This is a genomic window from Pseudomonas cichorii (assembly GCF_019719005.1).
Taxonomy (GTDB): Bacteria; Pseudomonadota; Gammaproteobacteria; order Pseudomonadales; family Pseudomonadaceae; genus Aquipseudomonas; species Aquipseudomonas cichorii_E.
Genome location: NZ_JAIGPJ010000028.1, coordinates 51240 through 66062, shown reverse-complemented (window position 1 = coordinate 66062; position 14823 = coordinate 51240). Strand labels below are relative to the sequence as shown.

The following is a 14823-nucleotide window of genomic DNA, read 5'->3' as shown; positions in this document are numbered from 1 at the left end:
ATACGCTGCCAACAGCCGCTTTCGTAAAGGCCATATAACAGCAAGGTGCTTAAAAGGGCGGCATTTTGCGATAACGTGAACCAGTACGCAAATAGTGGCCCCAACCGACTGTCGGTTTGTCATAAAAACATCCCGATGGTGTGTATTTCCATGGAGAACACCGATGGCCTATTGGCTGATGAAGTCAGAACCCGACGAACTCTCGATCAGTGACCTGCAACGCCTCGACAAAACCCGCTGGGATGGCGTGCGCAACTATCAGGCCCGCAACTTCCTGCGCAGCATGGCGGTGGGTGACGAGTTCTTTTTCTATCACTCCAGTTGCCCGGAGCCGGGGATTGCCGGTATTGGCAGGATTATCGAGGCGGCCTACCCGGACCCCACGGCCCTTGAGCCGGAAAGTCACTACTTCGACGCCAAGGCCAGCGCCGAAAAGAATCCATGGAGCGCAATCGATGTCGCCTTCGTGGATATCTTCCCGAAAGTGTTGGGGCTGGGTTATCTGAAACAACAGGCGACGCTCGAACAACTGCCTCTCGTGCAGAAAGGCAGCCGACTGTCTGTGATGCCCGTGACCGCCGAACAATGGTCGGCGATCCTGGCACTGCGCTGAGGGCGTTACTGAACGATAAAGTTGTTGAACAGCAAGTCTTCAACAATCGGCTTGCCCTCTTCGCTGGTCATGACTTGCTGGACCTGCTTGAGTGCTTCCTGACGAATCTTTTCCTTCGCATCGGCGCTGCTCATGGAGTCGACAGTCTGCTGGGTGAACAGGGCAACCAGCAGATTACGGATCAGCGGGTCATTACGCTTGACCGCCGCCTGGGCATCGGCGCCGGTAACGCGCAGGGCGATATCAGCCTTGTAGACGCGCAACTTCGGTCCGCCATCAAGGGCATAGTTACCCACAAACGGAGGCGTCAGAGACACATAAGCCGCCTTGGGCTCGCCTTCACCTTCTTTGGCTTCTTCCTGCGCCAGGGCAGGCAACGACAAGGCCAACAACATCAAGATCCACGCTTTCACAGTCCACTCCTTAATACGGGTTGCCCGCGTAGGTTACAGCTTATACACGCTTATAAGGCCGGGCCATGCTCATTGACCCGAAAACCTGCATATCCGACCTTATCGGCCATTACTGGAAAAGGAATAGCCCGATGAAAGCCCTGCTTTGCAAAGCCTTCGGTCCTGCCGACACACTGGTGCTGGAAAACGTTGCCAGCCCCGTCATCAAAAAGAACGAAATCCTGCTCGATGTACAGGCTGCGGGGGTCAACTTTCCAGACACGCTGATCATTGAAGGTAAATACCAGTTCAAGCCGCCCTTCCCCTTTTCACCCGGCGGTGAAGCCGCAGGCATCATCTCGCAGGTCGGAGAAAAGATAACCCACCTCAAACCCGGCGACCGGGTCATGGCCCTCACCGGCTGGGGCAGCTTCGCCGAACAGGTGGCGGTACCGGGCTACAACGTGCTGCCGATTCCCGAAGCCATGGACTTCACCACCGCCGCCGCTTTCAGCATGACCTACGGCACCTCCATGCACGCCCTCAAACAACGCGCCAACCTGCAACCCGGCGAAACCCTGCTGGTGCTCGGTGCCTCCGGCGGCGTGGGCCTGGCCGCCGTGGAAATCGGCAAAGCCTTGGGTGCCCGCGTCATCGCCGCCGCCAGCACTGCCGAAAAACTCGAAGTGGCCAGAAAAGCCGGTGCCGACGAACTTATCAACTACAACGAAACCAGCCTCAAGGACGAAGTGAAACGCCTGACCGCAGGCAACGGCGTCGACGTCATCTACGACCCGGTCGGCGGCGACCTCTTCGACCAGGCCATCCGCTCCATCGCCTGGAACGGCCGCCTGCTGGTCGTAGGCTTCGCCAGCGGTCGCATCCCCGAACTGCCCGTAAACCTCGCGTTATTAAAAGGCGCATCCGTAGTGGGCGTGTTCTGGGGCTCCTTCGCCCAAAGACAACCTCAAGACAATGCCGCGAACTTCAAGCAATTGTTTGATTGGTATGCAGATGGAAAGTTGAAACCACTGGTATCGCAGGTTTATCCGCTGGAAAGAGGGGCAGAGGCGATTGAGGTATTGGGGAAAAGAAGTGCGGTGGGGAAGGTCGTGGTGGCGGTTAGTTGATATGAAATTAAAATCTGGGTCGCCGCAAGGGCGGCTCAGATGAATGCACTCGAAGTGCTAGAGAGCTTTAAATTTTAAGCCGGGGGTTAAGGTTACAAGCAATTTTGACTCTCGACCCAATAAAAAATATCCAACGAAAAACCATTGCCAGAACAGTCTGACAGAAACTTCCGACAAACAAACAAAAACCCATTTATTAATTAATAACTATTTACCGCTTTTACCGAAAACTAATGGGTAACTTTTCGCCATACAGTAAAGGAGAAACTGTATGAGTGAACAAGAAGAAAAACATATTTTGGTAGATTCGGGCAATGACGCCAATAAGCACAAACGCCCCTTTGACCCTACGGATAACCCCTATGGCAGAGGCGGAGGACACAGTAACGGTAGCGGTCGGAGCGGTGGATTTGGGCCGGACAGTGGGAGCATCGGCGGCTTCAGTGGAGGTTTCGGCGGCAATAGTCGTAAAAGAGCCAGAAAACGCGCCAAGGCCATTGCGCAACACAGAGCCAACCTACAGGCCCAAGCTCAACAGCAGGCGGCAGCGCAAGCCCAAGCCCAAGCCCAAGCTGAACAGCAGGCACGTGCTCAGGCTCACGCGCAAGCACAAGCACAAGCCGCAGAACAAGCACGCGCTCAAGCTGCAGCCGCTCAGGCACAGCGCGAGCAGGCGTATCGACAAACAATCAGCGACTTTATCCAGACTCAACAAACGGTCAGGTCTGATCTTGCTCAGCGTTACGACCAGACCGCACCGGAGCTGCCCACCGCGCTGCTAGGTGAGATTCAATCTGACCTCGAACCACTGGCAGCTAACCCGACCCGACAACAGTTAGCAGAGCTGATCCTTCAGGAAAAATCCCGGATCAACTACCTGCTGGCCCGTAAACAGGCCGAGCTGGAGCAACGCAACCTCAAAATGCTGGCGCAGGGCGAAGCACTGTCGGTCACCACACCGGAGCAGTATCGCCACTACCTGGAATCCCGCAGCCAGGGCGATCCGCAACGCGCTCAACAGGCCCATCAGGTCTGGACGGACGCAGTAAGCAATGTGCATGAAGCCAGACTGCTCGCTGAGTCGGTGGCTTTTCTGGAACAGCGTTCTACGGAGCTGTCCGAGCGTCACGCCCGGATGTCTCAGACCAGTCAGAACAATGCCCCATCGCCACGGGCTGGTGCCGAGCGCTTGTGGTCGGCAATCGCCGCATCGAACACACCCGGCAGTTTGCCCACCCCTGCCGAAGGTCTGGAAAAGGCCGGGCAGATCGCTAAAGAGATATTCATTAGAACGGCAATCAGCAGGCTGAAGTTGAACCCTGGCGTTGCCTTGGCGCTGTACTCGCCCACGTTAGGCAACGCCGAGCTCACACCCACCGTAGTTGCAAGCCCGGCCTCACAACTCAATCTGCCTTCACAGGTGGATATGGAATACGTTGCCAGCGTCAACGGCAGCATTGATGTTCCACACCGATTGGTCATGGAAGACGACGGCCAACAATCGGTTGCCAAGTGGGTGGTGGCAGACGGCGTAAACGTCGGCACTAAAGTTCGTGTCCGAAATTTCACATACAACGCTCAGAACAATACCTACGAATTTATTCGTGACGGCGATACCCAGCCAGCACTGGTCTGGACTCCAATTGAACAACCGGCAGACAGCTCCACCCGTTTTCCAGGCCAGAAACCGGTCTTGCCGGTCGACCCGGGCGTGGACGTATCGCCACAGGGCAGCCGCGTTGACGAACTGCCGAGCTTCGTCAATGACGACCCTGACGATTACATCCTGGTATTCCCGCCAGGCTCCGGCCTGCCGGACACCTACCTGCTTTTCAAGGACCCGCGGACTATTCCGGGAGTCGCGACAGGATACGGAAAACTGGTAGCAGGCATCTGGCTAGGCGAAAACACGCGTGCGCAAGGGGCTCCCATTCCTTCGCAGATTGCGGATCAGTTGAGGGGTAGACAGTTCAGCAGTTTTGGCAGATTACGAGCAGAAATCTGGAAGGCGATAGCCAGTAATATAGAGCTTCAGGAGCAATTTACACCTTACAACATTGCGCTGATGAAGTCCGGACGTGCTCCACGACCAAAGCTGGCTGATCAAGTGGGAGGACGGAAAGTTTTTGAGATCCATCATGTGCATGAAATAGCGAACGGCGGGGGTGTTTACGACATTGATAACTTGAGAGTACTTCCTCCCAGACAGCACATCGAACATCACAGGAAATTGCAATGAACCTCAAAAGAAAACTGGAAAATTACACAGAGCAAGAGTTTCTAGACCTTATCAACGAGTTCACCAACCCTAGAAACCTGCCCGGAGAAGAATTTGAAAGACACACGGATCTCTTATTGGACCACTTTATAGAAATAACGGAGCACCCTGACGGCTCAGATTTGATTTATTACGCAGAAGTCCCCACCAATCAGGGCATTCTGGAAACAGTAAAAAGATGGCGTGCTCAGAATGGAAAACCGGGATTCAAGATACCCGATGACCATCAATAGGTGGGCATAGAAAATTTGAAATTCATCACTTGGGTTATTTTGAAAAAAACGGAGCAGCATACGAAATCGACAACATGACAATATTGACTCCTAAACAACACATCCAGCTACACAAGGAGAAACGACATGATCATTAAAAGTAAGTTTGAGGAATACACAGAACACGAGTTTCTGGAGTTTCTAAAGGTTCTCTTTGCACCGCCCGGCGACCTGACCAAGGATGAGTTTGACCGACGAACCCTACAACTGATTGAGCATTTCGAGCAAGTGAGCGAACACCCGGCACGCTCAGACTTGATCTTCTATCCAGAAGCCGACCAGGAAGACAGCCCGGAAGGCGTTCTCAAATCTGTAAAAGAGTGGCGCGAAAAAAACGGCAAGCCGGGATTCAAAGCAACCGAAAACAACAATGATCAACCACATCATTAAGAACGCAATCCTTTAACCAGAGTGAACATCATGGAAGAATTTCAACACCACCTTCATCAACTTCCGGGCTTTCTAAAAGCCGAACTGACAGCACATGTCGGCAACACCGAGGGGCTCAGTCCGCTGCACGTCATTGGGCAATACTGCAATGCGATCGACTACCTCATTAGCAGCAAACGTGCAGCGCTGCTGCAAGAGCATGTTGACATGGCGATTGTGAATTTTGGCGGAACACCTTGGAGCAAAGAGGACCTTGAGCTCAGCGAACAACTTCGCAATATGCCGGGTATACGATCAATGGATCCCTACTCCATGAGTATTAATGCCCATTTCTTTTTGGAGTCCAATCGTTTCCTGAATGAACTCAAGCCCAAGATGAAGGAGATTGAGGCCCGACTTGTAGCCGAGCAAGCACAACATCTGGCAGCCGAGGCCGCTCGCCTCCAGGCACAGCGCGTTGCTGAAGAAGCTGCTCGGATAAAGGCCGAAGAAGAGGCTCGTGAGCTGGCCAGGCGTCAGATCGAAGAAGCAAAGCAGGCTGCGCTGGCACTTGCTCGCAGTCAGGTAGAGGAAGCTACACGAACGCTGGCCGCACGTCAGGCGCAAAGTGAAACGGTCGAGAACCAACCTCAGGTTGCCACTCAGTCAGTCGCGTGGGTTCCAGGACCAGAAGCCAGTCAGCAGATCAAGTTGGCATTGAGCAGCCTTGGAGCAAGCATTGAGGTTGCGATCATGGCGTTTCATGAGGCGATGCAGCCGCATGCGGACTTATCCGACGACATCCATTTCAACAAAGTTCTCAGGATGAGCCAACCCGCCGCTTGACCCCCATCTACAACTGCCTTCGCGAATGAATCCGCTCCTACGCAGACCGTAGGAGCGAATTCATTCGCGAAGAATATAAACACTCCACGCTACAAACTCCGCCTGACATTCTCCGGCAGGTAATCCACATACTTTCTGTCGGGATTTTTTCGACAGTTCTTCAGGATGCCCGGAATTGCGCCAATGAACTCCATGACCAGAGCCTCCCGCGCATCGGCTGAAAGAAACTGCAGTATGACAGGCCCACTTGAAAGGTAGTGCTCCGTTTGGGTCAAGGTATCCGATTTATAAGGCGAACCCTTTTCCCGCCAGTTTTCATCTCTTTCTTTAATGAGCTGACGGCATGACACCTTCTTTAACTCGACATTCACAGAGTTCCCTGCAAGACGCTGGGCACATGGTCAACCTGCGTCAAACCACTCAGCAGGCTCTTGATAGAAACGGGAAGGTAGTCTCCATACCTGTGCTCTGGATTAAGCTCGCAGCTTTTCACAATGTCGGGTATCGACTTCCCTAGCTGCACAAGCAAGACTTTTCGCTCATCTTCACTGCGTAAAAGAGCGGCATAGCTGCTAAACAGGAACTGACCGGTGTACCAGAACACGTCGACTTTATTCAAAGGCTCCTCCGGGAAGTCCCTTGTTTGCGTATCGACTTCGTTATTCACATAAGCACAGCGGATATTGCTCAAGCCGACATCAATCTCATCGTTGAAGTGCCTGTTTCCGTGAGAGCCAAAAATGACAGGAACCATAATGCTGACTTGCGAAGGAGCGCCAATGGCTCCGATCCATGGCCGATAGCGCCATTGAGCCAGAGCCCACACGGCCGCTTCAGTCAGTTGTGGATGCCCGCTTTCTATAGTCCGAACGTCCTGAACATTGCCACTGGAACTCACCACCAGCTGGACTCGCACCTTTCCGGTGTATCTGCTCCTGATCAAGGCCGGCGGGTACTCAGGCCTGGGCGTAAACAGCGGGACAAGCAGGGCATCGGCAGACTGCACCGACAGCGGCAGCAAAAGAACAGAAATAAACACAAGAATTCTCATCCATAACCTCTACACACCGCGATATGAACGCCTGCATGGCGTAGTGACCGCGATAGTAGAAGCCTCCCTCAGGACGCATAAGGACACGAAATCCCATTGCAGCGTAGGACCCATCCCAAACAAATATGACAGCGCAAACCAAAACCATATGTTCACAAAGGAACAGGAACAGCCTCACATTTCCCACGAAACTTTCAGAAAAAGTACTGCTTTTTTCTGTAACGAAAATGTAACATTCGCTTTCGCAAAAAATAAAAATCCGGAGCGTCTGCATGTTTGCGTTTTTCCGTCCTGCCAAGCACCTGGCACCCATACCCGAAGAAAAGGTCGACAGTACTTACCGCCGTCTGCGCTGGCAGATCTTCGCCGGTATTTTCATCGGCTATGCCGGTTACTACCTGCTGCGCAAGAACTTCTCCCTGGCGATGCCTTACCTGATCGAAGAAGGCTACACACGCGGGCAGTTGGGTGTTGCCATGTCGGCCATCGCGATTGCCTACGGCTTGTCGAAATTCCTGATGGGGCTGGTTTCGGACCGCTCCAACCCGCGCTATTTCCTGCCGTTCGGGTTGCTGGTGTCGGCCGGGGTGATGTTCATTTTCGGTTTCGCGCCCTGGGCCACGTCCAGTGTCACGATCATGTTTGTACTGCTGTTCATAAATGGCTGGGCACAAGGCATGGGGTGGCCACCGAGCGGGCGGACGATGGTGCACTGGTGGTCGCAGAAAGAGCGCGGCGGTGTGGTTTCGGTCTGGAACGTGGCCCATAACGTGGGCGGCGGCCTGATCGGCCCGCTGTTCCTGCTGGGCATGGGCTGGACCAACGACTGGCACGCCGCATTCTATGTGCCGGCAGCCGTGGCTCTGATGGTGGCGGTCTTCGCTTTCGCAACCATGCGCGACACCCCGCAATCGGTTGGCCTGCCGCCCATCGAGCACTACAAGAACGACTATCCGGAAGGCTACGATGCCAGCCATGAAGAAGAATTCAGCGCCAAGGAAATCTTCGTCAAATACGTGCTGCGCAACAAACTGCTGTGGTACATCGCCCTGGCTAACGTGTTCGTCTATCTGCTGCGCTATGGCGTGCTGGACTGGGCACCGACCTATCTGAAAGAAGCCAAGCACTTCACGGTCGACAAGACCTCGTGGGCCTATTTCCTGTACGAGTGGGCCGGCATTCCTGGCACGCTGCTGTGCGGCTGGATGTCGGACAAGATCTTCAAGGGCAACCGCGGCCTGACCGGTATGGTGTTCATGTTCCTGGTAACCATCGCCACGCTGGTGTACTGGCTGAATCCGGAAGGCAACCCGACCGTCGACATGATCGCCCTGGTTTCCATCGGCTTCCTGATCTACGGCCCGGTGATGCTGATCGGTCTGCAAGCACTGGAACTGGCGCCCAAGAAAGCAGCCGGTACTGCGGCAGGCTTCACGGGGCTGTTCGGTTATCTGGGTGGCTCGGTCGCGGCAAGCGCGGCGATGGGCTACACCGTTGACCATTTCGGCTGGGATGGCGGTTTCGTGCTGCTGATCGGTGCCTGCATCCTGGCGATGGCGTTCCTCGCGCCAACGCTACGTCACAAACAGGTTGCCAGCACGTCTCGGTAAGCCTGAGTCAAAGCGTAACCGGGTTGGACCGGCAACGCTTCAGCCGCGCCTCCAGATTCAGGTCTGGCATGGCGTGGCTGCGCAAGGCGTTGGCGGTCTGCTCGACGTAATCACGGGTCGTGCCATACCGCCCGCTCGCGCTGGCCAGCACCTGGCTCAGCACACTGTCCGGCAGGTTGCCCGCATAGCTGGGCAAATGCCTCTCCAGCACAAATCCCAAAGCCTGAACCTGTGTGCCATCTTCAAGACGGCAGCTCAGCCAGTGCGGGCGATAAGAGGGATAAGGCATTTCGCGCTGCCAGAGCGCGAACAGGGAGTCTTCAAGGCATTCATCCGGCAAGCGGTAGGCGAACCCCGTGCAGGAACCGCCACGGTCCAGGCCGAATACCAGGCCAGGGACTTCCGGCGTACCCCGATGTTCGTGGGACCACAGGTACAAGCCGCGATGGTAGCCATATACCCGTGCGCGCTGACGCTCGACAGCCTTGCATTCAGGTCGCCAGATCAGCGATCCATAAGCGAACAGCCAGACAGGGCCGCCCTTATGGCGACGCAGGGTGGCGTTCATCGAGGCGAGCAGTTGCTCGCGGGTGAGTTGCGGGCCAAGATCGATTACTGGCGGATATTTCAGACCAAGGCCGTCATGCACGGCCGCCGCCAATTCATTGATTGGATTGTCCATTTGCCTCCCTGACAGCCTGGCTGTCAGTCATAACCGAGCCCTGAGGACCCGCTCATGGATGAGCGGCGTCAAGGTATCGCGGTACGGGTGCTGCTACAGGCCTGAGCCTGTGTTTTCATCGCTATAAGCTATAAGCGAATGAAAAAAATTGCAATCCAGTTACAAGGCCGCCAGTCAGAAGCTATGGACGAGGCGCGTAGGCAAAGACATCGGCACGCATCTGATGAGCATCCATTCCGGCACCGACCAAGGCATCCAGAGTCGCGTAGATCATGGCCGGCGAGCCGCTGCCGTAGACATGGATCGAGGACAGGTCGCTGATGTCGTCGCGTACGGCTTCATGCAACATCCCGCAGCGCCCTTCCCAGCCGCACAGATCACTGACGACCTTGTGCAGGAACAGATTCGGCAGCGTGGCCCATTCGTCCCACTGACGGATTTCGTAAAAGTCCTCGGGACGGCGCACGCCCCAGTACAGATGCACCGGATGGCTGAAGCCCTTGGCGCGGCAATGCTCGATCAGGCTGCTCATCTGCGCCATGCCCGTGCCAGCCGCGATCAGTACCAGCGGACCGTCGGGCAGATCGGCAAGATGGGTATCGCCAAAAGGTAGCTCGACCCGCGCCATGGCATTGCGTTGAAGCTGTTCGATCAGTGAGCGGGCACTGGCCTCACGAACCAGCACGTGCAGCTCCAGATCACGCCCCTTGTGAGGCGAAGAAGCCAGCGAGAACGCCGATTTTTCACCGTTCTCGCGCTCGATCATCAGGTATTGCCCGGCGTGGTAGCGGGGCAGCTTGCCAGCAGGCGCCCTCAGGCCGACCCGCCAGACATCGCCGCCCACTTCAACGCACTCGCTGAGCTGGCAGGCAAACTTGCGCATAGGCAACTGACCAAGGGGCAGGACCGCATCCCACAGCACTTCGCAGGTTTCCAGCGGCTCTGCCAGGCAGGTGTAGATTTCACCGTGGGTCAGCTCATCGCTGGCCTGTTTCACGCGCCCCTGCACCAGCAGCGCCGAGCAGACATGGCAATTACCGTTGCGGCAGCTCTGTGGGCATTCATAGCCCAGGCGCTGTGCAGCATCGAGAATCCGCTCGCCCGGCAGGGTTTCCAGCACTGCACCCGACGGCTGCAACGTTACACGCATCAATCTATTCCCAGTTGATTCCAGATTTCATCGACCCGACGTGTAGTCGCTTCGTCCTTGACAATAGCCCGGCCCCACTCACGCGTGGTTTCGCCCGGCCACTTGTGCGTCGCATCAAGCCCCATCTTGGAACCCAGACCGGAAACCGGTGAAGCGAAGTCCAGGTAATCGATCGGCGTATTTTCGATCATTACCGTGTCGCGCTTGGGGTCCATGCGCGTGGTGATGGCCCAGATCACGTCGTTCCAGTCGCGAGCGTTGATATCGTCGTCGGTGACAATAACGAACTTGGTGTACATGAACTGTCGCAGGAACGACCAGACGCCCAGCATCACGCGCTTGGCATGGCCCGGGTACTGCTTTTTGATGGTCACAACGGCCATGCGATAGGAACAGCCTTCGGGCGGCAGGTAGAAGTCGATGATTTCCGGGAACTGCTTTTGCAGGATCGGTACGAACACTTCGTTCAGCGCCACACCCAGAATCGCCGGCTCATCCGGCGGACGACCCGTGTAGGTGCTGTGGTAGATCGGCTTGATGCGATGAGTGATGCGCTCAACGGTGAACACCGGGAAGCTGTCCACTTCGTTGTAATAACCGGTGTGGTCGCCATAAGGCCCCTCATCAGCCATTTCACCGGGATGGATCACGCCCTCAAGGACGATTTCGGCACTGGAAGGCACTTGCAGGTTGTTGCCACGGCACTTGATCAGTTCGGTGCGAGTGCCGCGCAACAGGCCTGCAAACGCATATTCGGACAAGCTGTCAGGCACCGGCGTCACGGCCCCCAGAATGGTCGCCGGGTCCGCGCCCAGGGCAACGGCTACCGGGAACGGCTCGCCGGGATGCTTGATGCACCACTCCTTGAAGTCCAGCGCGCCGCCGCGATGGCTGAGCCAGCGCATGATGACCTTGTTGCGACCGATCACCTGCTGGCGATAGATGCCCAGGTTCTGGCGCTCCTTGTTCGGACCCCGCGTAACCGTCAGGCCCCAGGTGATCAGCGGCGCAACGTCGCCAGGCCAGCAGGTCTGGACAGGCAGCATGTTCAGATCGACGTCATCGCCTTCGATGACGATCTCCTGGCACGGCGCATCCTTGACCACTTTGGGGGCCATGGAGATGACTTTCTTGAAGATAGGCAGCTTTGACCAGGCGTCTTTGAGGCCCTTGGGCGGCTCCGGCTCCTTGAGGAAGGCCAGCAACTTGCCGATTTCCCGCAGCTCGTCGACGGATTCGGCGCCCATGCCCATGGCGACACGCTCTGGCGTTCCGAAGAGGTTGCCCAGCACCGGGATGTCAAAACCGACCGGCTTTTCAAACAACAGGGCCGGGCCTTTGGCGCGCAGCGTACGGTCGCAGATTTCAGTCATTTCCAGCACAGGGGAAATGGGCATCTGAATGCGTTTCAACTCTCCGCGCTGCTCAAGCTGCTGCACGAAATCCCTTAGGTCCTTGAATTTCATTAACCTGGCCACTTATTCAAATAGGTGCACATCGTACCTGCTCTGCAGATTCGTGGCAGCCATGAGCAGGCACAGGAGTGAATTTATTCTGGAAGGCGGGACAGGATTTTCGCGAATGAATTCGCTCCTACGCGATATTGCGTTTCTTGATTCAAAAAAAATGGCGTCCCGAAGGACGCCATTTTTATGTTCAACCTGTCAGTTACTTGCGTTTCATCGACAGGAAGAATTCATCGTTGGTCTTGGTCTGCTTGAGCTTGTCGACCAGGAACTCGATGGCAGCGACTTCATCCATAGGATGCAGCAGCTTGCGCAGGATCCACATGCGTTGCAGCTCGTCATCAGCAGTCAGCAGCTCTTCACGGCGGGTGCCGGAGCGGTTGATGTTGATGGCCGGGAACACGCGCTTCTCTGCGATCTTGCGATCCAGCGGCAGCTCCATGTTGCCCGTACCCTTGAACTCTTCGTAGATCACTTCGTCCATCTTCGAGCCGGTTTCAACCAGCGCGGTGGCGATGATGGTCAGCGAGCCGCCCTCTTCGATGTTACGCGCAGCACCGAAGAAACGCTTTGGCTTCTCGAGAGCGTGAGCATCGACACCACCGGTCAGTACCTTGCCGGAGCTTGGAATCACGGTGTTGTAGGCGCGAGCCAGACGGGTGATGGAGTCGAGCAGGATCACGACGTCCTTCTTGTGCTCGACCAGGCGCTTGGCCTTCTCGATCACCATTTCAGCAACCTGCACGTGGCGGGTTGGCGGCTCGTCGAATGTGGAAGCAACCACTTCGCCGCGAACGGTACGCTGCATTTCGGTCACTTCTTCCGGACGCTCGTCGATCAACAGAACGATCAGGTGAACTTCCGGGTTGTTACGCGTGATGTTCGACGCGATGTTCTGCAGCATGATGGTCTTGCCCGCCTTTGGCGGAGCAACGATCAGACCACGCTGGCCTTTACCGATAGGTGCACACAGATCGATCACGCGACCGGTCAGGTCTTCGGTGGAGCCGTTACCGGCTTCCATCTTCATGCGCACGTTCGGGAACAGCGGCGTCAGGTTTTCGAACAGAATCTTGTTCTTGGCGTTTTCCGGACGATCGAAGTTGATCGTGTCGACCTTGAGCAGCGCGAAGTAACGCTCGCCTTCTTTAGGCGGGCGGATCTTGCCAACAATGGTGTCGCCGGTACGCAGGTTGAAACGACGGATCTGGCTTGGCGAGACGTAGATATCGTCCGGGCCAGCGAGATAGGAAGCGTCTGCGGAGCGCAGGAAGCCGAAGCCGTCCTGGAGGATCTCCAGCACGCCATCACCAGAAATTTCCTCGCCGCTTTTGGCGTGCTTTTTCAGCAGGGAGAAAATCACATCCTGCTTGCGCGAACGGGCCATATTTTCTATGCCCATCTGTTCGGCCATTTCGAGCAGATCGGTAATCGGCTTTTGCTTGAGTTCAGTCAGGTTCATATGGGAATGACGTAATCATGTATGAAGGGAAATTAAGCTTTTGGCTTAATGAGGCCGCGCCGCAGAGAAGGCGACAGGATCGCGTACTAAATCGAAAAGGAGAGCGTCGGCGACGGCTAGCAGGGGGCAATGGAGATTCCATTGCGGGGCCGAATGTACCACTTGATTTTCCAGGCGTCTAGTACGGAGCCAGAAAAAACCCCGCTGTTCGCGGGGCTTTAGAAACATCAAAGATTGGCGTCAATGAAAGCAGCCAATTGCGACTTGGACAAGGCGCCCACTTTGGTGGCTTCGACATTACCGTCCTTGAACAGCATCAGCGTCGGGATACCGCGCACGCCATGCTTGGCCGGGGTTTCCTGATTGTTGTCGATGTTCAGCTTGGCAACGGTCAGCTTGCCTGCGTAAGTGGTAGCGATGTCGTCAAGAACCGGTGCAATCATCTTGCATGGGCCGCACCACTCAGCCCAGTAGTCAACAAGCACAGGGCCGGTAGCCTTGAGGACATCGGCTTCGAAGCTTGCGTCGGTGACGTGTTTGATCAGGTCGCTACTCATGGAGATCTCCGAGGTCGTAGGCTAAAAACGACGCCCATCATAGCGGGCCTTATGGCATTCAGGAAGCCGGGGCTCATTGAGTCTGGCTATGGGAAGCCATGAATATGGTTATAACCCCGTATTTAGCTGGCGGGCGAGACAAAGACAATCCCCGTGCGCAATGCCGCACCACGGATATGTTCCTGCATGGCCTTCTGCGCAGGACCGGAAGCATGTCGGGAAAGAGCGCGCAAAATCTTGCGATGTTCCTGCCAGGTTTCCATGACTCTTCCTGCACGAATGAAGGGCATTTTCTGACTTTCGAGGAAGATATCAGCACCCGCCGTCACAATGCCCAGCATGGCCTGATTACCACTGGCGACCAGAATATGCCGGTGAAACTCGAAATCCAGCCTGGCTGCCGCCTCGAAATCCCCCGCACGCAACTCCAGGCGCATGGCTTCGACATTGTCCTCCAGCACATCCCGCTCGTCGGCAGTCAGGGTGACAGCGGCAAGACCTGCGGCAAAGCCTTCCAGCGCATAGCGCAACTGAAAGGTATCGGCCGGAGAAACCCGTGCGTCGAAAGGCCAGGAAAAACCGGCCGTGCGCTGTTCTGGTTCAGAAATCGACTGAATGAACACGCCTTTGCCTGGCTGCACACTGACAATTCCCAAGGCACTGAGCGACGACAAGGCTTCGCGCAGCGAGGCTCGACTGACGCCCAGCAATATCGCCAGATCCCGCTGCGAGGGCAGGCTGTCGCCAGGTTTGTAGCCTTGCTCGGCAATCAGCTTGCGGATTGCTCGAACGGCCGATTCAGGTACTGCGAGTGAGTTCTGCGGCATCACTGTTCAGGCCAGTCAGTCCAGTAAAAACTCCTTTTATCGCCATCTACATCATCCGGCAAGCGACGCCCAGCGCTGGGGCGACGCGGCTTTCAGGCGCGCCAAAGCAGGGCGCTCG

17 protein-coding genes are annotated in these 14823 nt (G+C 56.0%); 8 read left to right on the top strand and 9 right to left on the bottom strand.

Going from position 1 to position 14823, the window contains the following annotated elements; translation table 11 throughout:
• Window positions 1-163: 163 nt before the first annotated feature.
• Window positions 164-613, top strand: a complete 450-nt coding sequence (locus K5D32_RS18930) for an EVE domain-containing protein (protein ID WP_221575461.1) — start codon at window positions 164-166, stop codon at window positions 611-613.
• A 5-nt stretch (window positions 614-618) separates the two neighbouring features.
• On the opposite strand, the gene K5D32_RS18925 is transcribed toward K5D32_RS18930, so the two are convergent.
• Entirely contained in the window at window positions 619-1026 is a 408-nt protein-coding gene (locus tag K5D32_RS18925) for a flagellar basal body-associated protein FliL (protein ID WP_025258004.1), read from the bottom strand.
• A 131-nt stretch (window positions 1027-1157) separates the two neighbouring features.
• On the opposite strand from K5D32_RS18925, the gene K5D32_RS18920 reads away from it, so the two are divergent.
• The 6 genes from K5D32_RS18920 to K5D32_RS18900 all read left to right on the top strand — a co-directional run bounded on the left by K5D32_RS18920 (window position 1158) and on the right by K5D32_RS18900 (window position 5900).
• Window positions 1158-2135 carry an NADPH:quinone oxidoreductase family protein gene (locus K5D32_RS18920; RefSeq protein WP_221601414.1) on the top strand — a complete coding sequence of 326 codons (978 nt, stop codon included), beginning with the start codon at window positions 1158-1160 and terminating at the stop codon, window positions 2133-2135.
• Window positions 2136-2406: 271 nt separating this feature from the next.
• On the top strand, window positions 2407-4374 hold the full coding sequence (locus K5D32_RS18915) for an S-type pyocin domain-containing protein (RefSeq protein WP_221601413.1): 1968 nt from the start codon (window positions 2407-2409) through the stop codon (window positions 4372-4374).
• On the top strand, window positions 4371-4646 hold the full coding sequence (locus tag K5D32_RS18910) for a bacteriocin immunity protein (protein ID WP_221594510.1): 276 nt from the start codon (window positions 4371-4373) through the stop codon (window positions 4644-4646). The genes K5D32_RS18915 and K5D32_RS18910 overlap by 4 nt, the downstream gene beginning before the upstream one ends.
• A 29-nt stretch (window positions 4647-4675) precedes the next feature.
• Complete coding sequence (locus tag K5D32_RS26345) at window positions 4676-4783, top strand: hypothetical protein (protein WP_374107888.1); 108 nt, start codon at window positions 4676-4678, stop codon at window positions 4781-4783.
• Window positions 4773-5075 carry a bacteriocin immunity protein gene (locus K5D32_RS18905; protein WP_221601412.1) on the top strand — a complete coding sequence of 101 codons (303 nt, stop codon included), beginning with the start codon at window positions 4773-4775 and terminating at the stop codon, window positions 5073-5075. The genes K5D32_RS26345 and K5D32_RS18905 overlap by 11 nt, the downstream gene beginning before the upstream one ends.
• 30 nt (window positions 5076-5105) lie before the next feature.
• Window positions 5106-5900, top strand: a complete 795-nt coding sequence (locus K5D32_RS18900; protein ID WP_221601411.1) for a hypothetical protein — start codon at window positions 5106-5108, stop codon at window positions 5898-5900.
• Between the two features lie 89 nt (window positions 5901-5989).
• On the opposite strand, the gene K5D32_RS18895 is transcribed toward K5D32_RS18900, so the two are convergent.
• A complete protein-coding gene (locus tag K5D32_RS18895) occupies window positions 5990-6271 on the bottom strand; it encodes a hypothetical protein (protein WP_221601410.1) in 282 nt (93 codons plus the stop codon).
• A complete protein-coding gene (locus K5D32_RS18890; protein WP_221601409.1) occupies window positions 6268-6951 on the bottom strand; it encodes an energy transducer TonB in 684 nt (227 codons plus the stop codon). The genes K5D32_RS18895 and K5D32_RS18890 overlap by 4 nt, the downstream gene beginning before the upstream one ends.
• Before the next feature lie 272 nt (window positions 6952-7223).
• On the opposite strand from K5D32_RS18890, the gene glpT reads away from it, so the two are divergent.
• A complete protein-coding gene (gene glpT / locus K5D32_RS18885) occupies window positions 7224-8561 on the top strand; it encodes a glycerol-3-phosphate transporter (RefSeq protein WP_221575456.1) in 1338 nt (445 codons plus the stop codon).
• 7 nt (window positions 8562-8568) lie between these two features.
• On the opposite strand, the gene K5D32_RS18880 is transcribed toward glpT, so the two are convergent.
• From K5D32_RS18880 to K5D32_RS18855, 6 genes are all read right to left on the bottom strand, one after another.
• Window positions 8569-9243, bottom strand: coding sequence for a gamma-glutamylcyclotransferase (locus K5D32_RS18880; RefSeq protein WP_025258000.1), 675 nt, complete (start codon window positions 9241-9243; stop codon window positions 8569-8571).
• A 181-nt stretch (window positions 9244-9424) separates the two neighbouring features.
• A complete protein-coding gene (locus tag K5D32_RS18875) occupies window positions 9425-10393 on the bottom strand; it encodes a CDP-6-deoxy-delta-3,4-glucoseen reductase (RefSeq protein ID WP_221575455.1) in 969 nt (322 codons plus the stop codon).
• A complete protein-coding gene (gene ubiD, locus K5D32_RS18870) occupies window positions 10393-11859 on the bottom strand; it encodes a 4-hydroxy-3-polyprenylbenzoate decarboxylase (RefSeq protein WP_025257998.1) in 1467 nt (488 codons plus the stop codon). Before ubiD ends, K5D32_RS18875 begins: the two co-directional genes overlap by 1 nt.
• A gap of 202 nt (window positions 11860-12061) precedes the next feature.
• Entirely contained in the window at window positions 12062-13321 is a 1260-nt protein-coding gene (gene rho / locus K5D32_RS18865; RefSeq protein ID WP_025257997.1) for a transcription termination factor Rho, read from the bottom strand.
• Window positions 13322-13548: 227 nt separating this feature from the next.
• Complete coding sequence (gene trxA, locus K5D32_RS18860) at window positions 13549-13878, bottom strand: thioredoxin TrxA (protein ID WP_025257996.1); 330 nt, start codon at window positions 13876-13878, stop codon at window positions 13549-13551.
• A 122-nt stretch (window positions 13879-14000) separates the two neighbouring features.
• Window positions 14001-14705, bottom strand: a complete 705-nt coding sequence (locus K5D32_RS18855; protein ID WP_221601408.1) for a FadR/GntR family transcriptional regulator — start codon at window positions 14703-14705, stop codon at window positions 14001-14003.
• Between the last annotated feature and the right edge of the window lie 118 nt (window positions 14706-14823).